The organism is Pedobacter vanadiisoli (genome assembly GCF_042684385.1).
Taxonomy (GTDB): Bacteria; Bacteroidota; Bacteroidia; order Sphingobacteriales; family Sphingobacteriaceae; genus Pedobacter; species Pedobacter vanadiisoli.
Genome location: NZ_JBHULL010000013.1, coordinates 1 through 25087 on the forward strand (window position 1 = coordinate 1; position 25087 = coordinate 25087).

A 25087-nucleotide genomic window follows, 5' to 3' on the forward strand; every position below is an offset into this window, starting at 1 on the left:
AAAAAATTATCACCCCTGCAAAGACTTTGAATCAAAATATTGAACAGAATTCGGTAAACCTATGGTTTACAGCAGGAAATAATATTAATCCATGCAAAACAATTGGAACTCCCCGCTGTTTAAGCAAGCTTTTTAGCTGTTCAAACCTATCAGGTTTCCTCAGGCAAGCCCACCTAAACCCCGGCCTGTACGGGCAAGCGATTGAAATGGAAAGCAAGAAATCAATTAGATAGTAGCACTAAAACCGCTTTAATGAAAAAACATAAAAGCTACCTATATACACATATCATAAAAACTACAAACACCCCCCCCTTTACAGCGTTAATGCCAACTATATAGTATATGTTAAAATTTGTTAACTGTTATATCCTACTGAATTGCTTTGCATAGCTTAGCGGCGAATTGTTTTTATTGATCTTATCGTATTATTAATTATCTTTGCAGAATGTTTAAAGTTAAACACTTAATTATTTTAGTATTTGTTGCCGCTTTAGGGCTTGCGGGTTGTAAAAGTCGTTTCGAGAAATTGAGGGCTAGTAATGATGTTGCAAAAAAATACCAGGAAGCACTTCGTTTGTATAATAAACGTGACTACAGTAAAGCATTGATACTTTTTGAGGATCTTTCTCAAAAATACCGTGGCCGTGCAGAAGCTGAAGATCTTAACTATTATTATGCATATACTTTATATAGGTTAAGTGACTATACTACGGCCAGATATCAGTTTAAAAGCTTTGCAGATACCTATCCGGCAAGTAAAAATGCAGAAGAAGCGAGGTATATGGGCGCTTATTGCTATTATTTAGAATCGCCAAATTTCTCATTAGATCAGGAAAACACCTACAAAGCTATTGATGCATTACAATTGTTCATTAACTTATACCCTACCAGCGACCGTGCTGCAGCAGCAGCCAAATATATTGCTACTTTAAGGGGCAAACTGGAAGACAAAGCTTTTGAAAATGCGAAGATGTATTTAACAACCGGCCCGAGTAATATTGATAATTACAGAGCTGCAGTTATTGCCTTAAAAAATGCACAGCGCGATTATCCGGATATTAAATATGCCGAGGAAATGGATTTCTTAATGATTAAGGCACAATATTTATACGCTAAAAACAGTTTGGTTTACCGTCAGGAAGACCGATACAATGAGGCATTAGCTTTATATACTGAGTTTACTGAAAATCATCCGGACAGCAAATTTGCCAAAGATGCTAAAGGACTTAAAGAAGATGTTGAAGCCGGTATTTTGGCTACCAAAGAAGAATTGGCTTTATATGCTGCCGATCAGGAAAAATACAAGCAAATGTTGATCAGAACCGGTAAATTGAAAGATACCGTTTCTGCAAAGCCAACAAATGCTGATAATACGAATATTAAAAACAAGTAATAATGAATACTAACAAACCTGCTGTACCAAACACTACAGTAACCAGAAACGTACACGATTTAGATAAAACTACCGATAATTTATACGAATCGTTAGTGGTGATTGCCAAAAGGGCAAATCAGATCTCGAACAACGTTAAAGAAGAGTTACACGGTAAATTGGCAGAATTTGCTTCTAGCAACGATAATTTGGAAGAAATTTTCGAAAACCGTGAGCAGATTGAAATCAGCAAGCACTACGAGCGTATGCCGAAGCCTGTTTTGGTTGCTATGGATGAGTTTTTGAATGGCAAAGTTTACCACAGAAACCCTGCTAAAGAACAAAAGTAATTAGCAGAGAGCAAAGAGCATGGCGCAGTTTTGTAAGCATATCAATGCTCTAAGCCCCATGCCCTGTATCCTATGCTGAAAAATAAAAATATAATCCTCGGCGTTTGCGGTAGCATCGCAGCATATAAGTCGGCATTTTTGGTCCGGCTGCTCGTTAAAGCTGGCGCAAACGTTAAGGTTATTCTTACCCCTGATGGTGCTAATTTCATTACACCACTTACCCTTGCTACGCTTTCTAAAAACCCGGTTTATACGCAATATTTCGAAGAAGAAACCGGCGTATGGAGTAATCATGTTGAACTGGGCTTATGGGCCGATTTAATTATTATCGCTCCAATAAGTGCCAACACACTGGCTAAACTATCTACAGGAATCTGCGATAATTTACTCACTGCGGTATATCTTTCGGCCAAATGCCCGGTATATGTTGCGCCTGCAATGGACCTGGATATGTGGAAACACGAAACTACCCAAAGTAATATTGAACGCCTTATCAGTTTTGGCAATACCGTTATCGCTCCTGCAAATGGAGAACTCGCTAGCGGACTCTGGGGCGAAGGCAGAATGGCTGAACCAGAAGAAATTGTTTCTTTTCTGGATAGTGCCATTAAAAAATCGATGCCCCTGTATGGCAAAAAGGTAATGGTTACCGCTGGACCTACTTACGAGGCTATAGACCCTGTACGTTTTATAGGCAATCATTCTTCAGGTAAAATGGGATTTGCCATTGCTGATGAATTGGCCAAACTAGGTGCCGATGTTACCTTAATTGCCGGGCCTACCGCACAAAAAGTTGTACAAAACTTAAAAAGAATTGATGTGGTGAGTGCACAGGAAATGTTCGAGGCCTGCACTGCCGTATTTTCTGAAACTGATATTACTGTAATGTGTGCAGCTGTGGCCGATTATCGCCCTAAACAGGTGGCCAAACAGAAAATCAAAAAGCAGGACAGCGACCTGGTGCTTGAACTTGAAAAGACGACCGACATTCTTGCATCTTTGGGCAGAAGTAAAAAAGCACATCAAATCCTGGTGGGTTTTGCCCTGGAAACCAATGATGAAGAAAATTATGCAAAAGGCAAGCTGGAAAAGAAAAACCTCGATCTTGTTGTTTTAAATTCTTTAAACGATAAAGGGGCAGGTTTTAAATCAGATACCAATAAAATTACTATTTTTAACAGGGCTTTGGAACAAACGGTATTTGAAATGAAATCGAAAACCAACGTGGCTAAAGATATTTGTTCAGCTATTTTAAAAATTGCAAAATGATAAAAAGGATTTTTGGGCTATTGATATTGTTAATGAGCTTGGAGAAACTACAGGCACAGGAACTCAATGCAAGAGTAACTGTACTGGCTCCGCAGGTTTCGAACATTAGCAAACCAACAATTGATGCGCTTCAAAAAACCATCCGCGATTTCTTAAACAATAATAAATTCAGTAACGAAAGTTACAAACCACAGGAACGTATTGAGTGCAGTTTTGTCATTACCATTAATTCATGGGATGGTGGCTCTGGTTATACTGCCGAAGCACAGATTCAAAGCAGTCGGCCGGTTTTTAACAGTTCTTATAATAGTACACTGTTAAACATGAGCGATAAAAATTTCGATTTTAATTATCTTGATGGCTCCACAATCGATTTTTCGGACCAGAACTATATTTCCAATATCAGTGCCCTTCTCACCTACTATGCTTATACCATTATCGGAATGGATAAAGACAGTTTTAGCAAAATGGGTGGAACACCTTTTTATAAAAAAGCGCAGAACATCATTAATTTAGCACAGGCATCGGGCAATACCGGCTGGAGAGCTGCAGATGGCTTACGCAACCGTTTCTGGTTTAATGAAAATGTACTGAATCCAATATTTAGCGAATTAAGGAGTTTCATCTACAGCTACCATTTAAGCGGCCTGGATCAGCTAACTGATAACGATAAAGGTTTAACACAGATTGTGGCTGCCCTACCAGCACTTCAACAAATGGACAAACAAAAATTAGGTTCTATTTTTCCGAATGTTTATTTTGCTTCCAAAGCAGAAGAAGTAACCAATGTACTTTCTAAGCTCAACGGACAGGAACGTATAAAGGTTTATAATATGCTGGCAGAAATCGATCCGGCGAACATTGGCAAGTATGAAGGGCTGAAGAAGAATTAATATTGTTGGTTAACTGTTTAAATCGGTTAATCGATCTTTATGTGCTAAATGCAACTTATTTCATTCAGTTTTTTGCAAATCAGTAACAGCATTTCAATTAAAGCCAGTCCCCTTTCGTTCATACCTGCCCGTTCATTCAGGCGGGTGTCTGCAGGCTTTAAGCGCTGGCGGTATCTATATCAATCAGACTTAATAACAATTGTCTGTTTTTCATAGGCAAGCTCCCTTCCAAAGCCAAATGGGCATGCAACATTTCTTTCCTTTCTCTGTCTTATGCTGAAACAAGAGGTATGGCTGCTTGGTGTAAAGCGAGCCCGCTAGCCTATTTATAACGCTAAGCCATACCTTAAAAGTTAAAAATTTGTTAAAATATTTTGTTATTACGAATATCTTCGTACATTTGATTACGAAATAATTCGTACAACTGTAACATATGAGCAATCAGAACATCAAACCAACAGAAGGGGAAATGGAAATCCTCCAGGTACTTTGGCAAAAGGGGAATGCAACGGTAAGGGAAGTGCACGAAGCGTTGAATAAAAAAGACTCTGGTTATACCACTACTTTAAAACTGATGCAGATTTTGCACGAGAAAGGAATCGTAGATAGAGATACCAGTCAAAAAACGCACATTTATAGAGCCCTTGTTAGTCAGGATAAAACCGAAAAGCAATTGGTGACCAAAATGATCGATAACGTATTTAACGGATCGGCCGCAAGACTGGTGATGCAGGCATTAGGTAACCACAGTGCAAGTGCAGATGAAATTGATGAAATCAAAAAGTATTTAGATAGCCTTAAGTAAGGTTAAGTAGTGGGTTGAAAAGTGTAGGGTTTGGGTCCCTAATAAAAATTAACATTTTCGGTTTATCCCGGCATAAAAAATTAAAACCACCGTTATGGAAACTTTATTACAACAGTTCATCAAAGCATTTGGCTGGAGTATTTTAAACTCATTATGGCAAAGCGCCATTATCTATGGTATCTTATTTATCGTAATGCTTAGCCTTCCGAAGCTGGCAGCAAAATATAAGCACAATCTTGCATTTGGTTCCATTATTTTAATGTTTGCTGGCTTTGCCTACAATTTTATTAATCAACTTATGCAGAGCATCAGCAGTAAGGAGGCTGTCATTAATCCGCAAAATATTCAGATCTATCAGTATTTTAATAACCTTCCCCAAAGTTTTAGCAGCAAAGCAGAGCAGTACTTCCCTATTATTGTAATATTTTATATCATCGGCATCCTGTTACAGCTGTTTGTTATTATTAAAGGTTATGGTCAGCTTTCCAAATTGAAAAAAGAAAGTTTAAGTGCCATTCCTGATCATTGGAAAGTTATTTTCGAACAGGTAACCACTCAGCTCAGAATCAAAAAAATAACCAGGTTCCATTTATCTTCTATTGTTAATGTACCTTTGGTTATTGGTTATTTAAAACCCGTGGTATTATTTCCGGTAGCCCTGGTAAACCAGTTAGACAATGATCAGGTAGAAGCCATTCTTATCCACGAATTATCTCACATCAGGAGGAACGATTTTTTACTGAACCTCATCAAAACAGCGATAGAAACCCTGCTTTTCTATAATCCTTTTGTATGGCTTGCCGGCCGCTTCATTCATATTGAGCGCGAGCATGCCTGTGACGACCTGGTGCTTAAAATTACAGGCAAACCATTGAATTATGCGCATGCCTTACTGAAACTCGAGCTGCTTAAAGACAAAAACAGCCCGGTTTACGCTCTTGCTGCCACTGGCAAGACCCAAAATTTATATCAACGTATTAAAAGAATAACCAACATGAAAACAAATTATTTAAATGCCAAGCAACAGATGGCAGCCCTAACCCTTGGTGTGGCCTGTCTGTTTTCCATCGCCTGGGTGAATCCAACCGAGAAGAAAAAAGAGACTAAAAAGCAAGCCAAACAGGAAATGGTAAGGTTCGTTACCTCAAGTCCGACTTTTAACCCTGTTTCGTGTACCGATACCACCAAAAAACGTAAAATAAAAATTGTGACCATTGATGCTAAAGGCAATAAAACCGAGTATAATTCGGTAAAAGAGATGCCTGACAGCCTTCGACAAGATTTCTACAACGATCAACTCTTTGCAGGTAAAAATGCATTCAAGTTGCAGTTGGATAGTGCATTTAAATTTAAAGATTCCTTATTCAGGGTTAAAATTGACCGTGCATTCAATTCGCCTGAAGCGCAGGCTAAATGGAAAAAATTTGGTGATGATATAGCCAAAAAATATAACTCACCAGAAGCACAGGCCAAATGGAAAAAGTTTGGAGAGGAAATGCAAAGGAAAATGAATTCGCCGGAGGCACAGGCCAAATGGAAAAAAATGAGTGAAGATATGGCTAAGGAATTCAGTTCACCAGAAGCACAGGCAAAGTGGAAAAAATTGGGTGAAGACATTGCAGCCAAAGTAAATAGTCCGGAGTTTAGGGTACAATTAGAGAATATCAGAACACTTGCCTTAAAATCAGGAGATATTGCAAAATTATCTGCCTTAGGCAAAATACATTCCGATTCTTTATTAAAAAACAGGGCTTATATGCTTTCTCCCGATGGTATAATTTTTAATTACAATGATAACTCAAACAGGAAGATAAGACAGAGTGAAGAGTATAAGAAATTGAAAGAAAAATTCGATAACGATGTAAAAGAGCTGAAAGAGAAAATGGATAAGAAAGAGAAAAACGAAAAGACAGAGGGTGGTAACAAAAGCTCACAGATCAGTCCTGCGGTAATACTTTATAACAATAAAGATTTTTCAGCTCCTGTTCAAACATTGAAAATTGAGAATGCAATGGTTACTTATAAAAAGGCTGATTTTAAAATTGCAGATCAATTGGCATTAAAAAGTTTCGTAAAAACCGATAGCCCTGTTGCCTTTGCCAACCAAAATACCATCAACATTTCGGTAAAATAAAAAACACACACAACCAAACAGATTAAGGAGCAGCGGAGATTATTCTCCGCTGTTTTTGTTTTGTACTGGCCTGTTGAATAAATTTTAATATTTTTGCTAAGGCATGCTACAAAAACTTTCGATCCGTAATTACGCATTAATTGATAGCCTTGATATCGAATTCGATAAAGGCTTAAATATCATCACAGGTGAAACCGGTGCCGGTAAATCTATCATACTGGGGGCATTATCGCTACTATTAGGCCAGCGGGCAGAGAGCAAATACTTCTTTAACCAGGATAAAAAGTGCGTAATAGAAGGCAGTTTTATATTGGCAGACGAAAACCTGAAAGAGCTTTTTGAGGAAAATGACCTTGATTTTTTGAACGAAAGCCTTTTACGCAGGGAAATATCAATTGATGGTAAAACAAGATCGTTTATTAACGACACACCGGTCAATCTATCCATCCTGAAACAGATCGGCGAAAAACTGATTGATATCCACTCGCAACATGCTACACAGGAAATCAATGATGCTCATTTTCAATTACTGATTGTTGATTCGTTGGCCAATCATCAATCATTGCTATTTGATTACCGCAGCGGTTTTAAAAAACTTAAACAAGATACTTCCCTGTTAAAAAATTTAATCGATGAAGCCAACGAGGCCCGTAATAGACAGGATTACGAACAGTTTTTGTTTAACGAACTCGAACAGGCAAAGTTACAGGAAGGCGAACAGGAAGAACTGGAACAGGAACTGGAACGCCTAACACATGCCGAAACCATTAAACGGGCATTACTTACTACTTCGGGCCTGATCAATGAAAGTGAACCTTCTGCCCTCCAGATTTTAAAGGAAGCTTCGTTACAGTTACAGGGAATAGAAAAATTCGATCCTGCCATTCATGTACTTTATGAACGTTTACGCTCATCGATCATAGAAATAAAAGACATCACCGATGAAGTTTCTTCCATAGAAGAAAATACTTTGCACAGTGCCGATCGCCTGGAAATTGTAAACCAAAGGTTAGACCTGTTTTATTCACTTCAGCAAAAACACAGGCTGGCCGACAATACAGCGCTGTTAGCCCTTCAAAAACAACTGGAAGAAAACCTGAACAGGCTTTTATCTTCTGACGAACAAATTGAAAAAATTCAGGCAGCAATCGATCAGCTCAAAAAAGAACTGCATAAGCAAGCCGACCAATTAAGTGCCAACCGAAAAAAAGCCATCAAAGTGGTAGAAGAGCAAACTGGCATCACCCTAAAAAAAGTGGGTATGCTTAATGCCAAACTCGTTCTTGACCAAAAAACCTTAACTGACCTTAACAAAGATGGATTGGATGAAATTAACCTGCTTTTTACAGCAAATGCCGGGCAAGCGCCTGCCCCTGTAAATAAAGTAGCATCAGGTGGTGAATTATCTCGTTTAATGCTGGCTATAAAAGCACTGCTGGCGAAGCATACTTCTTTACCTACCATTATTTTTGATGAAATCGATACTGGGATTTCGGGCGAAACGGCTTTAAAGGTTGGTGAAGTAATTGCTGATCTGGGCAAAAATATGCAGGTAATTTCAATTACACACCTGCCACAGATTGCTGCCAAAGGAAACTCGCACTATTTTGTATACAAAAACGAGGACAAAGGAAAAACCACTACCGGAATCCGCAAACTTAAACAGGAAGAACGTATTGATGTAATTGCCGAAATGTTAAGCGGAAAAAACCCGGGCGCATCGGCCATCGAAAACGCCAAAGAATTATTGGCTTAGTTATTACATGCTAATTGCAGGGGCTGTATCCTCTCAGGCCATTTTCATTTCCGCACAAAACCGGTAAAGTTAGGGATCAGTGAAAACACAAGACCAACGAATTACCATTAAGTAATATTTCTTTTGCATTTTCATTAAACTAATAAATTAGTTTATATTTATGTAATGAAATCTACACTGCTTATATTTCTATTATTCATTGGTAAATTTTGTTTAGCACAGCAAAGTTATGTGCTTTCTGGCATTGTTAAAGATAAACATGGCGAGGCATTACCCGGAGCTGGTGTATATGTAAGCGGTTATAAAATTGCTACCGTTACCGATAACGATGGCAGGTATAACCTTCCCTTAAAGCCCGGAAACTACGACATTTTAGTACAGTTGATTGGCTACAAAGCCCTGAATAAAAACATTGTCATTTCAGATAAGGCCGTAAAACTCGACCTCATTTTAGAAGAAAGTGTAACCCAACTGGCCGAGGTGACTATTAAACCCGATCCAAACAGGGAGCATTATATCAACATGTTTAAGAGTTATTTTATCGGCACTACACCTAATGCTGAGCAATGTAAAATCATCAATCCAAACGTACTTATTGTTGATTATGATAAAGAGACATTTAAACTTACCGTAAAAACTACCCAGTTCCTGATTATTGAAAACAAGGCATTAGGTTACCGCATTAAATACCTGCTGAACAATTTTGAATATGATGGTAAAACGAGGATCATTTATTATGAAGGTTTTCCCTATTACGAAGATTTAAAAGGCTCTGTAAGGAGAAAAAAAATCTGGGAGCAAAAACGGGTTGCGGCGTATTTAGGCTCTCCACAACATTTTTTCAGGGCTCTTTTTAATCAACGCGCAACCGAAGAAGGTTATATCATCAACAAACTCATCACCAAGGAAAATCCAGACAGGCCATCTGACAGCACCATTAATGCCAATATTAAAGACTTAACAAAAGCGCAAACCGGTTTAACCAGCCCCTTAACCATTAGAACAGGCGATTCCTTAAACTCTTGGATAAAAATAAAAAAAATGCCACGAGCGCTATCGATTTTAAGCCGTGCTCCCATCGCCCAGGATACACTGGTACATGTAGAGAACGAAAGCATTAGGAGCATCAATTTTACCGATAAGCTTTATGTGGTTTATACCAAAGAACGCGAAGACCCTGCCTATGCCAACCGGATCGGTTTATCCATTGCAAGACCGTTGGATATGCCTGATTACCAGATTTCGACCATCACCCTCCAGGTTGTTCCGGTATATTTCTACGAAAACGGCTCTATATATAATCCGCGTTCGATGCTTTATGCAGGTTACTGGGGCTGGGAAAAGATTGCCGATAGTGTGCCGATGGATTATTTGCCGCCAGCCGGTTTAGAGGGGAAAAAGTAATGGTAAACCCAGAATACGACCGGAGCATTGTGCAGCGGGTTGTAAGTTTTACATTGCAATCGCCTGCCCGTACAGACGGAGTTTTAGCTGGCATGGTCACCAATCCTTTTAAAGGTTTTTGCAGCATAGCAGCACCAACTTTGTTAAATAAACCCGACAGAGCGGGTAGCCCACAGTGAAGCGCAGTGTAACGAGGACTATGAGCGATGGCGGGACAACTGTAGCCATGAAAACGGGCCACCGGTTTTCAAAAGCACATGGTGGTTACCCTTCTGATACACTACCATTAACAGATACTTAAGGAATTTTGCCATGGCGGGAATATTCAGGATAACGGCACTTATTCATGCTTAACCTTAAATGTTAAATTTGTTAAAAATCTTTTGCGCTTTTGATAAATATTAAGTCTTTTAATTACATTCGGCTCTATGATTAAAAGCCTTTTAGTAGCCCTTATATTCATCATTTTGGGTACTAATGCCAACGCTCAAAATACCTTCTCGATCAGTGGGCTGGTTCGCGATCAGAAAGACGGATTGCCAGGAGCAAGCATTTATTTAAGTGGCTATAAAATTGCTACTGTGGCCGATAATGACGGCCGCTTTACCTTAACGAACCTAAAACCGGGCAGCTACGATATCCTGGTGCAGCTGGTGGGTTACCTCCCCTACTCTAAAAGCGTAATTATTTCGGATAAATCGGTACAGGTCGAATTGGTACTGAAAGAAAATGTGGCCCAATTAGACGAAGTGGTGATCAGGGCCGATCCTAACCGGCAGAAATACATTAATCAGTTTAAAGAGTTTTTCATCGGCAAAACACCCAATGCAACGCAATGCAAAATCTTAAACCCTCAGGTTTTAAATGTCGATTATGATGTAACCAAAAGTACCCTAACGGTTTCTACAACTGAGTTTTTGATAGTTGAAAACAAAGCTTTGGGCTACCGCCTTAAATACATGCTTGATCATTTCGAATACAATTCACGTACACACATCATTTATTACTCCGGTCATCCGTTTTTTGAAGAACTTAAAGCTTCAGCAGCTAAAAAGAAAAAATATATCGCGGCCCGTGAGGTAGCCTATTATGGTTCTTCGCAACATTTTTTCCGTTCGCTTTACGCGAATAAAACACAGGAAGAAGGTTTTATCATTAACAAAATGATCAAAATCCCCAATCCAAACCGTTATCCGCAATATGTAATTAATGCCAAACTGGAAAAAATCAAAGCCGTGCCCGAAAAAACAGGCATCAGGCAAACGAAAGGTAAAATAGACACGGCATTACTTGCCTTTTGGACAAAACAACAGGAAATGCCTAAAACCATCGACAAGTTTTCGAGGGCCGATGTACTTACCGATACGCTGGTACATTATTATAACCAGAATTTAAAATACCTCAGCTATACCGATGCTTTGCTTATTCAATACACGAAGGAAAAAGAATCGCTGGCTTATTCTAAAACCGGTTTCTGGATTTTCAGGCCTTTGGATGTTCCTGAATACGAAATCTCGGTAGCAAATTTAACGGGTGATGGTGTTCGTTTTTATGAAAATGGTGGCATTTATGATTCACGTTCACTCCTTTACGAAGGCTATTGGGCTTACGAAAAAGTGGCCGATATGGTACCGATGGATTATGTTCCGCTCCCAAAGAAGTAGTCAGGAATAAATTTGGAAATCTTTCAACTACGCTACCATTGGTGGGTACTTAAGAAGTATCGTCATAGCGAGAAGGTTTTTCAGCCAACGAAACCACCTGTATACCATAGATTTTCAATGTGATAGCCTCTGCCCGCTGCAGGCAGGCTTTGTTGTTCCAACTTCGCAATGACGAATCTTGATGAGAGGAATTAGTCCCCCCTTTTATTTTAATGATAAAAAGGTTTGGTTGGAAGGAACAGAAGTATTTCCATTATGTGCTAACGATATTACATAATAATAATTTATTTTGTCCTTTTCGAAACCTCTGTCTACAAAATTAGCCTGGCCTTTGCTGCTCCCTATTTTAACCGGCTCGCTTCCTCTGGTAAACCTATAAATTTCATACCCGGATATTTCGCTTTGAGAAGGCTGCCAAAACAATTCTACAGCACTTTTATCTGCATTAAATGAACATTTTACTGAAGATGGCGGATAAACCATCGTCAGGACATCGGCCTGGATTTCATTGCTTGCTTCGCTTTCTTTACCGGATATACTTACCGAAGTTATCTTATAATACAAATCCTGACCATTAACAGTTAACGAGTCTGTAAAAGTTGTTCTGTCTGAATTGACAAGGGCTTTATTGATTTTAATGTATTGTTTTTCTCCGGTTTTACGGTACACATTAAAGCCGGATACATTCGTATTACGGGCATTTTGCTGCCAGAAAATCCTGACCGATTTTTTATCCTTTTGAAAATCAAGCAGTAATGGAGCCGAAAGATTTGCTGTTTTGGCTTCTTCTTTTAAATAAACCGTTTTAGAAAAACCACTTTGCACATTACTCATGGTTTCGGATACAACGGCATAACCGGTTAATCCACCACTGTTTTTAGTTGCATCGATAAAACTATATTTACCTTCCAATTTCCGGTCAAGGTAAACAAAAGTATCAATGGGTACCAGTTCACCATCGAGTTGGTTGGTACGGAAAATTTTGTAACCACGGTTCTCAAGGTTATAATCCTGCCAGGAGATTTTATTTCCTCTTTCTGTTTTGATCACCTCTACATATAATGGTGCGTTGGGTTTTCCGGCATTTTGCATCAATGCATACACTTTGGTACTCCTTTCGGACGAACGGCCTAACTGATCGCTAATAATGAGGTAGTAATAATATTTTTTACCAGGAATAATGCTCTTATCTTCATAAAAAGCTTTATTGGTTGATGTTAGGTATGAATAGCCCTCTTCGTAACTTTCTGAGCGGTAAATTTTAACCATGCTGATCAGTTCGGGTTTGATGAATCCCCACGAAAGGTTAATTTGTTTTTTTACGCTATCGGTAACTGCTACAAAAGCTTTAGGAATCAGCATTTTCTGCGAAATTGAATTTACCGATAAGGTATCTGAAACAACTTTTGCTCCACCCCCAAAGCGGTTTACGGGTGTCACTGTGTATTGATAAAGTGCATCTGCACGGGCATTATCGTCTGTTATACTGTAAAAAATGCTATCCCTCAGCTGTTCTATGCTATACAGTAATTCTATCCTTTTAAAATCTTTATCGCCTTCTGCTTTTCTCCTGATCAATAAAGCCTGCGGTACTTCTGTACCTGCTTTAGCAGCAAAGGATAACCTGAATACCCCTCCCATTACTTCACGTTTGTTGGCTTTGGGTTTGTTAATGGCCAATGCACCCAGGTTTTGCGATACCGGTTGCGAAACATATTTACCATATTCAGATCCATCGCGTTTGAGTTGTACCACCCGGTACTGATAGTGATTGGAAAGGTTTGCAGTAGTATCAACCAATAAAACCTTAAAGCCAATCGCCAGATGCTGCTGCGTAAGGTATACTGAAAGCGAATCGTAACGGAATGTTTTCTGATAAACCGGCCAAACATCATCAATAGTATAAGCATTTTCGGCCTTATACTCGTAAGCTTTCCTTTTACCATCTTCAATTGTACTCGCCAGCTCGTTATAGTTTGATGGCGAAGCAAAAGTTTGTATGGTTTGCCAATTGGCTTCGGTAGCCAGCTTACGATCGAGCCTGAAACCTACTACCTCGCCATCGGGATGTGCTGCTGAAGCAGGTTTAAATAAATTATAGATGTAATTACCCTTGTAACCACTAAAGGCAACCTTTGCTTCCTTTTTTTGCGCGGCTACCGCTAATGGAAGAATCAACATAAATATATAGATCAGTTTTTTCATCTTCTGTATTTTTAAAATCATTATAGTTCGGATAATCCTTTAAAGTGGAAATAAGGTTTCGCATCCGTTACTTCGGCACTTAAACCTAAAACCAGCGTTTTGTCCAGGCTCTTTTTAAAACATGGTATCGGACTGCAGACATCGAAGAAACCGGCATCTACGCATGGTGTTTCGCAATCGCTGTCGCAAACGCCTCCGCCAACATACGCACTGCCTTGCAGCGTAAATTTGATGCCGGCATCCAATAACAAGCGTTGCCCGGCCGGGGCGAAAGGCACCAGTTTCCCGCTCACATCGGAATGCACATCGGCATGCAGGTTAATGCCTACGCAGGCCAGACCAATACTGGCACCCACACCAAGTTTTAAAAATGCCCCCAGCCTTGCACCAATCGCCAGGCTTAAATCTTCTTTTTTCAGACTAAAGCCCGCATTATAATATAAGTTGCCGTATATGCCATGTGTTAAACTGGCATGTGCAACAGGGTCCAGGTTGATATCAAAAGTTGGGATAATGGGGATTGGAATATCCGTCGACATTACCATTAAGATCCCTTTTACAGATTTAAAGTTATTGTCAAAATTTGCAGGGATATCGTTATCCTTAAAGTGTTTGTGCAATGAGGCCAGCTGCTCAGGCGTTAGATCGGCGTCGCCCAGCATAATACCTGCTGCCGCCTGATTAAAAGGCGTATTTTTGATATTATTGGCCAAACAGTTACTGAATATATACCATTTCGAGCTCGTTACTTTTAGATCTATATCCATCGTTAGATCGGCAAAGTCTGTATTCTGCTGCATACTGGCCGAACCTACGAGGGCTTTTTCTTTAAAATCGTAAGTAAAATTGATGCCTTTCATACCAGCGGCATCCATATTCTGTACCCCGATTTTGCTGTCGTTGGCAACAATATCCCCTTTAATGGTAAAGTTGACCTTACTATCTGCGGCATTTACCCCATCCGATCCTGCCATATCGCCACTGAAAGTAAAGTTATTCCAAACATTATTATTTAGTTTCATCTCACCCGCAGCATTATTCAGGTAATTTTTATCCTGCAAGTTGCCCGATAAATAAACCCTTTGTGGCGTAGGTGTATTTTCAGGAATATGTAAACGTGTTTGTTTCAGATCTTTATCCAGCTGGACATTGATTTTATACAGGCTCGATGGATCTTTATCTTTTAAATTTCCGATCAATTTCAATTTGCCATTGGTAAATTCCTGCCCATCGGGTAAAAAGTCGACCCTAATTCCATTTGCATCCAGGTTGAGGTTTTTAAATGGGGTATCGTGTACATGCACAAACTGGTTGTTTACTACTTTGTACTTCAGATCGTATACCACGTTACCCAAACCGTTCAGATTTGGAATGTTCATGTCCAGGTTTCCGCGGAAAACGATAGAAAGCAGGTCGCCAAAAACCGAATAAGGCTTAAAGCTCGAAATGCCGTTCAGGGTAACCGCAGGCTGATTTTCGGTTAACAGGATCCGTGTATCGTTCGGGTCGCCGGTATCGTACAAATTAATGTTGTTGATCAGGATTTTATCGCTTGGGTTTAAATCAGGCAACCCGCTTAGCGATGCTAAAGACGAAGATTGTGTGTTGGCCAAAATGGCAACAGACCATGCTCCTTTTTCTGCAGAATAACCTTTATCAAAACCAAAACTCGTCATTACCTCGTTCGCATTGATTTTAACTGGGAATTTATTGAGGAGTGTGAGTTCTTTCACATCGAAATTGCCAAAACCAATTGCTTTAGGAGTCATTTTTAATTTGGTAAATGGAATGCTTAAGCCCAGTGCGTTCAGGTTTCCTTCGCCTGTAAAGCCTGCTTTTGATAAATACCAGGTATTAAATTCCAGCTGCCAATCCCTGAGCTTGATTTTTAGCGGCGATTGATTGGTGAACCAAACGGTATTGTAACCAATATTGAATGTTCCTTTTAAAGCAGCATCCTTATCTGCCACATTGGACAGATTAGTGGCTACTGTAGCTTTCGCTGTAATGCCATAACTGCTTACCAATACTTTATCATCCGGTTTAACCGTAAAATCATCTACCATATAAAATATGGGGCGCCTGCGCGATAAAGTAGAAACCAGTAAATTATCACCCGTAACATCCGAAGTGCCCGTAGAGAATGTATGGAGTATATTAGCCTTTGTAGCATTGCCTATGGCACCGGAAGGGATATACTCGGTATCCATTTTATTGAGGTACAGGTAATTCCCTTCACCCTGCGTACCTGCAACATTAGAGAATACACCTGCCGACAGTGACGAAGGATCTAATGAAACCCTGCCCATAATAGAACCGGTGTTGCCCGAGCCCTGCAAACTCAGCCCTGCATTATCGCGGATGGCAACGCTGATTTTGTTAAACAATTTGGCATCAATCTCGTTTTCATCAAAAATAATGTCGGATAGAATGGTCACTTTGGGCTTGCCAGCCGTCCTTTGTCCATTTATCAGTTCTTCCGCAACTTTAATTTTAACATCTTTAAAACGCAACCATTGGTCGTTACTTTCCAAAGTCAGATTCGATGCTCCGGCTTTACCCTGTAGGTTTAGCCTGCCCGAAGCCAGGTAACTGCCATCGTTAAGCTTGCCCAAGCCTGTTAATTCTATCGGAAAACCGTACAGGTTATCAACCGGAAAATCCGAAGCATCGGTAAATTTAAAATAAAGCGTTTTGGGTGAATTGGTGAGCACTGCCTGGTCCTGTCCGACATAACCTTTTTGCGTGGCACCAATCGTTAACCACCGGTTTGCCGGTATTTTGCTCAGGGTAGATCCAAGGGCAACCGACCGCTTGGTAAAAATATACTCATCTTCATCCAAACCATCTATCACCATGTGATAATCATTGAGGTCTGTCTTTCTGCTGCCATTCATCGTACTGGCAAAACAGGTAAGTGTTACGGCCGGCTCTACATAAACTGTTACATTTACCGCTTTGGTCATATCAGATTTTACCTGCGTTTTGGCAATGGTAAAATTGCCCGTTGGAACCACTTTAATATCAAACTGGCTGCCTGAGGAGGCAAATTCCAGCACATTAACCACATTGCCATTGCTCATAAATTTTTCTATACCCGGTGTTTCTTTAATATTGGTAATGTAGACGTTTGCCGGTACACTTTTCTGCGAAATTTTATCGATAACCGTTACCCCGATGCTATGCATATTGCTGTTCACAACAAGTGTAATGTTGGTTGATTTTTTAGGATCGATGGTCAGTTCGGAAACAGTGGTTTTATAAGTAGCCAGATCGCCTGGGATAACGGTAAACTTAACCTTACCCTTTGGAGATTTTAAGTAAGCCATTGATGTTTGCCCGGTTTTATAGGTATCGGCCCAGCTAAAATCATCGCCAACTACAATACGGGCAGGAACACCCTTTCCGTAATTATCAACTACGATGGCATTAAGCTCGATCGGGAGATCGAGGTATACCTTACCCAGGTTTGCTCTGCGGCCTTTAGTAATCGGAATTCCGCCCTCAATAGGTTTATAGGTGGTGATGAACCCTGCTTTGGTAAGCCTTAACATCTTGCCTTTGGTACGGTTGGCGATGTTATCGTAAAAATCGTCGAACAAAAACCTGCCGTTTGTACCGGTAATCTGCACATCAATGGGTTGTTTGGTATTAAAGTATTTTTCGAAAGCTTCGTAGGTCGAATTTGCCGGAATATCGAGGTTAGACATATTGAACAATTCTACTTTTACCCCTGAAAGTACAGAAGTTGCGGTATTGCTAAAAGGATATACCGCTCCATCGATATAGGGTTTTTGAGGCACAACCGTTACGTACTGCCCATTGCCAACATATTTGGAATCCAATACCTGGGTGGCATCGGCAAAAGTCTGCTGTCCGAATGATCCCAGGGTAAAAATGCTCCAGAATTTCATTACTCCTGTTAGTGGGAATGCCTCTTCCGTTAAATAATTATCATTGCTGGTGCTATTGGGCTCAGCCAATATAAAATATTGGTCGCTCGGATCTTCAGAAGGGAGTACCAAACGGTTAAAAGTGAATACTCCTCCATCAGCCAGGGTGGTTTTATCGAGTATGTCATATTCTTTTCCATCGATGTTTTTATAGGTGTTCTTAAAATAATCTTTGCTATTAGGGTCGCCCTCGTTTACCGGAATGGTTTTAGGCTTCACATTTTTTAAACGGCAAAGGTATACCTGCATAAATGTAGCAGGGGTTGGTACACCATCTTTCTTATACATTAAGCGCGAGGTAAATTTAAACTGCCTTACCACGGCTGTCATGTCTGGCAGCTGGATATTTTCGTTCTGGTTGTAGGCGATAAAGGTTGGTTCAGATGCATAATAAGGATCATCAACCAGTATGACCATGTTTTTGCCCCCGTCGGCATTAAAGGCATCGTAATTGAGCAGCCCCAGGTCAAACTGGTAATCACCGTTTTTCCCTACAGTTGTAGTGGCTACTTTCTTCTGTTCCAATAAATCGCTCCCTTTATCATCGATAAGACTTTTTGTAGTAAGGTAACCTTTAACTAGGGTAAGTTTAGTTCCTTCGGGTAGTGGCAGCGGTGTATTCACTTTTCCGTAAGCTTCTTTCCATTTGTACAGGTAGCGACCTGAAATGGTCATGTTGAGGTATTTTGGCCCCAATATTACATTTTCGGTAACATTGCTGGCCTTAAAAACAGTGCTTTCGAAGCCTACGGTCTTTTTATTGCTGTTGGCAACATTCTCAGGACTAAAATACAGGGCATTTTGCTCGTCGTCGGGTTCAAAATAAACCAGGTAAGGAGCTGTAGTGCCATTTATTTCAGATACCAGCCTTTTAAAATTAACCGCCAGGGTTGCATTTGCATTCACCTCTCCGGTTACCGAACTCGATCCTACAACACTGTAGGTACTATGCCCGTAATTGTATTTTTGTTTATTACCAGGGAAATTATAAATAGATTTAGAGATGGTAAGCATCTCTTTAGTCTGCCCTACCAGGTTGTCTACCTCTCCTTTAACCAGGTTTTTTTCCGCTTTTAACACATACATTTTGCCTTTGTAATTGCGCTGTACCTTTGTGTTAAAGCTTACATTAAGCTTGTAATCGTAAATCTGTACCACATCTTCGTTAAGTGCAACACTGGTTTTATTTGGTGTAGGATAAATAAACCAGTTCGGATCGCTAAAACGCGTATCATTAACCTGCACTACAATGCCTTCTACCAGTGCTTTTCTGGCCGATGAGCCCTTGGTGTACACATTACTATCAATTACATTAAAATTATGTTTCGAAATAGGTACTTTGAGGTCGAAGTTTCCCATATCGTCTGTCTGCCCCGCAGCAATTGGTATTACGGAAGCCACTTTAACCTGTGCGATATAGGTTTTACGCAGATCAGTAAGTGTTGGAATACTGTCAACCTCTTCGGTGTATACTTTCGGTTGGCCATTTTCGATTACCTTAACGCTATGTTTCGTCCTGTAAACCGGCACCAGCAATTTGATTCTTAACGCCTGGATATTTGTTTTGCCCAATGCATAACCTGCTTCTGCCTCGGTATAAGTTAAATTCGGGTTGCTTGCACGTTGAAGCGTTTTTAAATTGTAGGCACCAAGATCATCATAATAGCGATATTTTAGCCTGCCAACCAGTTGAATGCTGTAATCGGCAGCAGCCTTGGCATATTGTACTACAAAATTCTGCGTACCCGATTTTGTTCCGGTTGCGGGATGTTCTACATACCATTCGTAATGGTTCTGGTCTTTTATAAAATCGGCAATAACCGCCGAATTTTTATAACTGATGTTTTTTGCATTTACATTAACCACAATCTCTTCTGCAGGCAGTACTTTACTTTTCGCATTTGCCAGTTTATCGGTTTTTTCTTTCGCCAGCTCCTGGGCGGTTTTCACGCGTGTAATGTGCAGTTTGAACAAGCCGGTATTAAAACCAAGATTAGGTACAGAACTTAATCCACCTAAAGAAACCGGATCGTTGCCAGCAGAATTATCTTTGAACAACCAACTAAACACAAGTTTACTGGCATCATCAACCTTTTGGTTTGCTTTTGGTAGTTCTAAGGTTAAAATGGAAGCTACTTTTATTTCTTCGCCATACCTGAACTGAAATGCCTGACTTACGCCATCGTTTTTAAAAGTCGTTTTACCTGTCGGATCAATTGCTTTTACACGCCAGGCATAGCGTTTTCCTACCTTCAAAGGTGGATCGGACGGAGACAGCACATAAGACAAACTACTTACGGTTTTATTGACCAAAGGAAAAGAGGTTGAATTTAATACCTGATTTGGATCGGCATTATTTAAAGGCATCTCAGCAACCTGTAACAAATATTGTGTGCCAACAGGCGTAAACCCAGCATTGATCCAGTTGAATACCACGCTTTGCGGTGTAGTTGCCAAAACGTTAAAATTAGCTGCCGGACTAACAGGTACCGGCGCATCGGGATAAGCGATAGCTATGGCCGTACAGCCCAATGGCGCCATTGATGATAATACCTGGTTACTGTTTACATCAACCGCCTGGATACAAAAGGAGTAATTACCCTCCGGTAAGCGTGAGGAAACAATCAGCCTGGTTTTGTCGATTCCAGAAACATTCAGGTTATTTAAATCGAAGATATCTTTAATGGATAAACCGTTTAACTGTTTAGTTTCGTTCGGATTTAAAACCAAAGGCTGCAAAGGAACATAGTTGGGCTTGGTAGAAATTTTGATCCCATTATCTCCTTCCAGCTGTCCGGTTAATTTAACGGTTAAAGTCCTTGGGGTAAGGTTTTGCACTACAAGCAGCACCTTACCAGCATTAGCCCCGGCATAGTCAGCATAGTATGGCGAATATGGCGGAATTACGTTAACGGTAATATTTACCGATTGTGCACATAGCCTGTTTGTTGCCAGCGAAAGTAAAATCACCGATAAGATGAGCCCTATATTCTTATAAATTTTAAGCAATGATGTAAAATTCTTCATGGCGCTATATTTAAAATGTATGTACTAAACCAACATTTGTTCGTAACTCGTTGAATGATGGCAGTGTGGTATCTTTAGAATTGCTTTTGAGGTAATTAAGGGAGATGTTGGCGGCATCGCGTTTACCGATCCGGTAAGAACCATTTAAATTAGAACTGAAAATGGTACCGGCATCGATATCATTATTCCGCTGAAGCTGGTAGCTGGCCGAAAGATTTAAACCGAGCTTTCCTTTATCGACGGCCTGACTGATCCCCAGGGTTGGGCCATAAAATATCGTTCTCCCAAAAGCCACATCGGCCAGGGTATAATTGATATTGAAATTGGCACCAAAAGCTTTTTTCGGTAAACTAAACTGGTAAGAAAAATTGCCTGTTTTACTGTTCGATTTACTGTTAGGGGCGGTAAATTCGTTCAGATCGACCAGCGATTGGATATTTGCCACCAGCACAAAACCATGCGAAACGGTTTCGCCATTCATATTATACCTGAATACCGAGCTCAGGTTATGATTGGTCCTCGAAATCCTTAACACATCCAGAACGGGGTTTAAGCCCCTATCCTGGGTAATCCCGAAATTGGTATAACGCAGATCGATACCATATTCAGGCTTGTTGAAGGAAACATTTGCTGATCCGATTTTACGGTTGGAGCGAACAGCTTTATCACCCAATAAATTATCATTCTGCAAGCCAAAACTTCCGCTAATCTGTAATTGGCTTTTAAACAGCCTCAATGCTGTTTCAAGGGTATAATTCTGAACATCTGTTTCAAAATAATATGCCCCCATGCTTTTATAATCGGGGTCTACCCTTCTATATTTCAGTTTTATACTATATAAATTTGCGTAATAACCTAAACTGGTCTGCCCGGCGGTTAGCAATTGTGTTGAAGAATTTAAGGGGACAATTTTTCTGAGAAAATCAACTTTATCCAAAGTGGAGTTGTGAATGGTATCTGACAGTACATTGCGGGTATAAATACTTCCTGATACATCGAGATCGAACACGAAATGTTTTAAGAAACTGAATTTGGAAGATATGCCTAATACCATGTTTTCGGCCGGCGTAATCAATAAAGATGTGGGTTTTACCGCCAGCGAACTCACATCATCCTTTCCTTTAAGGAAAATAACATCAAAATGGTTCCGTTCGGTGCCCACCCCCAATCTTGCACTGTAAGCAGTTCTTTTATAGGCTGGTTGCTGTGCAAGAGCTAAAGGCTGATTTATATCTTCTTCAATGGCTTTGTTAAACCGGCCATAAATAAACCCGAATCTTAATTTACCGGGATTGAGCTCTACCCCGCCACCCAAAAAGTTATGCCCTGCGAGCGTAAAAGGAGAAAATTCAAGACTCCTCCAGCCTGCATGCACGGTTAACCATTTATAGGTTGGACTGATGCCGTACTGGTTAAAAGGCTGGGTATAACTTCTTTGCTGATCGCTAACCACAACAGAAAAGGGAAATGAAACCCCATAAATTGATAAGGTGGGTGCGCCATTAAATACATAAGAGTATGCGCGCTGCCTGGCCGGAATGCCTTTAACATTATAGGTTCCAAAGCCTAAACCCAAAGAGCCATTTAATACGACAGGTTTTTGTTTGGCAATTTCGCCCAAATCCTGCGCAGTGCCCTGAAGCGCAAGCAACAGTAATATGAGAAAGGTAAATAATAAGGATAAGCGTTTCATAATTTGTTCTTTAAAGGGATTATTGAGCCATAATCCATAGTTGGTTCTTCATTTTTCAGGTACCATTAACCGGCATACATTTTTCATAAGTTGGGAATAGCATCATGTGTAATGTTTGGTTATCAACTGAATTTGAAATTAGCTCAACCCTCAACGATTTAAGTTTTCTAATCGATGAACGCTTGATTATAATCGGTAAAGGGAATCGGGATAAATGGAAACATCGCTAAAGAGGCCATGGTTATCCCGCGTTGACGAATTTTACCTGTGGTAAGGGCTAGCGCTTTCGCCAAATGGAAAGAAGGGTTCATCTGCAGCTTCAGCAAAAACGAAAAACTGACCGTTATTAATTGATAAACAGTTTTTTTTAACTCACTGCTTCGTTAGCTGCTTACTCATTGACTGGCATAATGCACACGGAGCGAATGGTAAACGACTAATTAAATGTAATGCTTACCTGCGTTACCTGCTTATTACTCGAAATACTTAACTCTGCATTCAATTTTTTAAGTAAATCTTTTACAATCATTAAGCCATAACCCGATGATTTGCTCTGTACGCTGGAGCCGTTGAGCAACAACGCTATTTTATCTTCTGGAATCATATCCCCAGCGTTGCTTATGGAAAGATATTTTTGGCCTGTTTCATTTATACCGGAAATTAAGCTTAATTGCGTACCGCTATACGCGTTATTGATGGCGTTTTGCAAAAGGTTTCTTAATACGATGGTTAAAATATTTTCATCGCTTTGCAAATGGCCAAGCCGCTCGGTATTCATAGCCAGTTTGAGGTTTTTAACCTCTATCTGTGCGGCCAGCATGGAAACTGTATTTTCGAATAACTGCTCCATTTCAATAAAATCATGGTCAATTTCAAAGTTCTCCATCTGACTTTTCGACCATAACAACAGGTCTTCCATTGATTCGAGCAAGCCCCTGGAAGAAGCAATCAGTTTTTGCCGGTGTTTGTTTTTTTCCTCTTCCGAAAACTGGGAAGTATTTTGCTGGATCTTTAAAAAGGTAAATAACTGGCTAACCGGCGACCTTAAATCATGGGAAATGATACTGAACAGCTTGGCCTTGGTTTGGTTGGCATTGGCCAGTTGGTTATTGGTAATATCGAGCTGTTGGTTCTTTTTATCGAGCAAAAGATTGGCCTTCTGTTTATTTTTATAGATCATATAAATCAGTGAGAGGGCAATGAGCGAAATCAGTGCTGTTCCGCCTAAAAGCCAGCGGATGCTTTTTTCCTGTTTTAACTGCAGGTTTTTGGCTTGGTTCTCCTGGTTCAGGATCCCTATTCTCTGCTGCTTCACTTCGTTCTGGAAACGTGCCTCCATCTCTATTATATTTTTAGAAATAGATTCTGTTTTCAGGGAGTCGGTATATTTTGCATATAATAATATGTGGTTATAAGCGTCGTTTTCTAAATGCTCTTTCTTTTCGGCAGTAGCCAGGTTAAGGTATAAGGTTGCAATAACGCCTTTATGTTTAAAGTAGATGGCCAGGGGCAACGCTTGTTTGTAATATTTAATCGCCTTTTTGGTATCGCCCTGCTTCAGAAAAAGATCAGCCAGGGCATTTTTCACCAGGTAATAATCTTCTTTTTCCTTGCTGATCTTCGCGTTTTCCTCTGCTTCGAAAAGAATTTTTTCCGCCTGATCCAATCTTCCTTTGGATGTGTACATCCTGCCCAGTTCTACCTGCGCATCAACCAAAATAGTATAGTCGCCACTTTTACGAACTGATTTTTTTAAAACGGTATAATAAACCAAAGCCGAGTCTCCCTTATTTAACGATAAATAAGAGGTTACCAAATCTTTATAGGCCGTTTCCAAACCTTCGTTATAATTGCTGAGATAGCTTACCGACTCCTTAAAATAAGCAAGGCTTTCATCGGCCCGGTTTAAATTCTGGTAAATTTCGCCTACTGCCAAATACCCCACACCAATATTAGACCGTGATGCAGAATTGTTATGCCTGGCGTAATCTATTTTGAGGTATTTTATGTATTCAATGTACCGCTGCAGCGCCTTCTCAAACCTCCCGGCATTAAAGTAATATTCGCCCAAAACTATGTTTGCACCAATCTGAATTTCTTCATCTTTATCAACGCTGGCAATTTCAATTAACTCATTCCTTGCATCATCTCCCTTTTTTAGCCATTGTTTATTATCGTACAATCCGGCCAGGCGCCTTAAAGCCAAAACAATCCTCGAATTACTCTTTGCTTTCTCAGCAAATTTTTTCGAAATTTCGTAATAACGGATAGCACTATCTATTTTATAGGTAGACTCATAACCTCCGGCCAGGTGAAAATTAAAAATAGATTGATATAAAAAATTATCGGGAGGGGTCATCTTTATCCCCTCGATTGCAGCTTTGATCAGTTCAGGGTAATTTTCTTTCCCGTCAGGGATACCTTTTAGTTTATCGCAGTAAATATTCCACTCTCTAAGCCTTTTATCGGAAGCCACCTTTTCCTGAGCCAAGATTTGCCCTGTATTGACCAAAACCAGTAAAACCCATATGCCAAATGTGATTTTCCTTATCCTCATAATGC

General features: G+C 40.0%; 14 protein-coding genes. 10 read left to right on the top strand and 4 right to left on the bottom strand.

Features of this window, described 5'->3' with window-relative positions; translation table 11 throughout:
- Nucleotides 1–445: 445 nt before the first annotated feature.
- From ACFSR6_RS15545 to ACFSR6_RS15590, 10 genes are all read left to right on the top strand, one after another.
- On the top strand, nucleotides 446–1393 hold the full coding sequence (locus ACFSR6_RS15545) for an outer membrane protein assembly factor BamD (RefSeq protein ID WP_379080452.1): 948 nt from the start codon (nucleotides 446–448) through the stop codon (nucleotides 1391–1393).
- Nucleotides 1394–1395: 2 nt separating this feature from the next.
- Nucleotides 1396–1722, top strand: a complete 327-nt coding sequence (locus tag ACFSR6_RS15550; protein WP_090988294.1) for a DNA-directed RNA polymerase subunit omega — start codon at nucleotides 1396–1398, stop codon at nucleotides 1720–1722.
- Nucleotides 1723–1794: 72 nt separating this feature from the next.
- On the top strand, nucleotides 1795–2991 hold the full coding sequence (gene coaBC / locus ACFSR6_RS15555) for a bifunctional phosphopantothenoylcysteine decarboxylase/phosphopantothenate--cysteine ligase CoaBC (protein WP_379080454.1): 1197 nt from the start codon (nucleotides 1795–1797) through the stop codon (nucleotides 2989–2991).
- Complete coding sequence (porD, locus tag ACFSR6_RS15560) at nucleotides 2988–3884, top strand: type IX secretion system protein PorD (protein ID WP_379080456.1); 897 nt, start codon at nucleotides 2988–2990, stop codon at nucleotides 3882–3884. The genes coaBC and porD overlap by 4 nt, the downstream gene beginning before the upstream one ends.
- Nucleotides 3885–4317: 433 nt before the next feature.
- Nucleotides 4318–4689 (top strand): BlaI/MecI/CopY family transcriptional regulator, encoded by a 372-nt coding sequence (locus ACFSR6_RS15565; protein WP_379080458.1) that lies wholly within the window; start codon nucleotides 4318–4320, stop codon nucleotides 4687–4689.
- 94 nt (nucleotides 4690–4783) lie between these two features.
- Nucleotides 4784–6823 carry a M56 family metallopeptidase gene (locus tag ACFSR6_RS15570; RefSeq protein WP_379080460.1) on the top strand — a complete coding sequence of 680 codons (2040 nt, stop codon included), beginning with the start codon at nucleotides 4784–4786 and terminating at the stop codon, nucleotides 6821–6823.
- A 103-nt stretch (nucleotides 6824–6926) separates the two neighbouring features.
- Nucleotides 6927–8579 carry a DNA repair protein RecN gene (gene recN / locus ACFSR6_RS15575; protein WP_379080462.1) on the top strand — a complete coding sequence of 551 codons (1653 nt, stop codon included), beginning with the start codon at nucleotides 6927–6929 and terminating at the stop codon, nucleotides 8577–8579.
- A gap of 165 nt (nucleotides 8580–8744) precedes the next feature.
- Nucleotides 8745–9983, top strand: coding sequence for a carboxypeptidase-like regulatory domain-containing protein (locus ACFSR6_RS15580; protein ID WP_379080464.1), 1239 nt, complete (start codon nucleotides 8745–8747; stop codon nucleotides 9981–9983).
- On the top strand, nucleotides 9983–10162 hold the full coding sequence (locus ACFSR6_RS15585; RefSeq protein WP_379080466.1) for a hypothetical protein: 180 nt from the start codon (nucleotides 9983–9985) through the stop codon (nucleotides 10160–10162). The genes ACFSR6_RS15580 and ACFSR6_RS15585 overlap by 1 nt, the downstream gene beginning before the upstream one ends.
- A gap of 249 nt (nucleotides 10163–10411) precedes the next feature.
- On the top strand, nucleotides 10412–11647 hold the full coding sequence (locus tag ACFSR6_RS15590) for a carboxypeptidase-like regulatory domain-containing protein (protein WP_379080468.1): 1236 nt from the start codon (nucleotides 10412–10414) through the stop codon (nucleotides 11645–11647).
- A 204-nt stretch (nucleotides 11648–11851) separates the two neighbouring features.
- On the opposite strand, the gene ACFSR6_RS15595 is transcribed toward ACFSR6_RS15590, so the two are convergent.
- The 4 genes from ACFSR6_RS15595 to ACFSR6_RS15610 form a co-directional block, all read right to left on the bottom strand.
- On the bottom strand, nucleotides 11852–13852 hold the full coding sequence (locus ACFSR6_RS15595; protein WP_379080470.1) for a fibronectin type III domain-containing protein: 2001 nt from the start codon (nucleotides 13850–13852) through the stop codon (nucleotides 11852–11854).
- A 20-nt stretch (nucleotides 13853–13872) separates the two neighbouring features.
- The gene (locus tag ACFSR6_RS15600; protein WP_379080472.1) at nucleotides 13873–20832 is read right to left on the bottom strand and encodes a hypothetical protein; all 6960 of its coding nucleotides are present in this window, start codon (nucleotides 20830–20832) and stop codon (nucleotides 13873–13875) included.
- A 10-nt stretch (nucleotides 20833–20842) separates the two neighbouring features.
- Nucleotides 20843–22525: a hypothetical protein gene (locus tag ACFSR6_RS15605; protein WP_379080474.1), complete on the bottom strand. Its 1683-nt coding sequence runs from the start codon at nucleotides 22523–22525 to the stop codon at nucleotides 20843–20845.
- Nucleotides 22526–22961: 436 nt separating this feature from the next.
- A complete protein-coding gene (locus tag ACFSR6_RS15610; protein ID WP_379080476.1) occupies nucleotides 22962–25082 on the bottom strand; it encodes a tetratricopeptide repeat-containing sensor histidine kinase in 2121 nt (706 codons plus the stop codon).
- Nucleotides 25083–25087: the final 5 nt, after the last annotated feature.

What these genes read in the sequence shown, in the direction of transcription:
- ACFSR6_RS15545 (WP_379080452.1), top strand. Translation starts at nt 446, where the DNA reads ATGTTTAAAGTTAAACACTTAATTATTTTAGTATTTGTTGCCGCTTTA.
- ACFSR6_RS15550 (WP_090988294.1), top strand. Translation starts at nt 1,396, where the DNA reads ATGAATACTAACAAACCTGCTGTACCAAACACTACAGTAACCAGAAAC.
- coaBC (WP_379080454.1), top strand. Translation starts at nt 1,795, where the DNA reads ATGCTGAAAAATAAAAATATAATCCTCGGCGTTTGCGGTAGCATCGCA.
- porD (WP_379080456.1), top strand. Translation starts at nt 2,988, where the DNA reads ATGATAAAAAGGATTTTTGGGCTATTGATATTGTTAATGAGCTTGGAG.
- ACFSR6_RS15565 (WP_379080458.1), top strand. Translation starts at nt 4,318, where the DNA reads ATGAGCAATCAGAACATCAAACCAACAGAAGGGGAAATGGAAATCCTC.
- ACFSR6_RS15570 (WP_379080460.1), top strand. Translation starts at nt 4,784, where the DNA reads ATGGAAACTTTATTACAACAGTTCATCAAAGCATTTGGCTGGAGTATT.
- recN (WP_379080462.1), top strand. Translation starts at nt 6,927, where the DNA reads ATGCTACAAAAACTTTCGATCCGTAATTACGCATTAATTGATAGCCTT.
- ACFSR6_RS15580 (WP_379080464.1), top strand. Translation starts at nt 8,745, where the DNA reads ATGAAATCTACACTGCTTATATTTCTATTATTCATTGGTAAATTTTGT.
- ACFSR6_RS15585 (WP_379080466.1), top strand. Translation starts at nt 9,983, where the DNA reads ATGGTAAACCCAGAATACGACCGGAGCATTGTGCAGCGGGTTGTAAGT.
- ACFSR6_RS15590 (WP_379080468.1), top strand. Translation starts at nt 10,412, where the DNA reads ATGATTAAAAGCCTTTTAGTAGCCCTTATATTCATCATTTTGGGTACT.
- ACFSR6_RS15595 (WP_379080470.1), bottom strand. Translation starts at nt 13,852, where the DNA reads ATGAAAAAACTGATCTATATATTTATGTTGATTCTTCCATTAGCGGTA.
- ACFSR6_RS15600 (WP_379080472.1), bottom strand. Translation starts at nt 20,832, where the DNA reads ATGAAGAATTTTACATCATTGCTTAAAATTTATAAGAATATAGGGCTC.
- ACFSR6_RS15605 (WP_379080474.1), bottom strand. Translation starts at nt 22,525, where the DNA reads ATGAAACGCTTATCCTTATTATTTACCTTTCTCATATTACTGTTGCTT.
- ACFSR6_RS15610 (WP_379080476.1), bottom strand. Translation starts at nt 25,082, where the DNA reads ATGAGGATAAGGAAAATCACATTTGGCATATGGGTTTTACTGGTTTTG.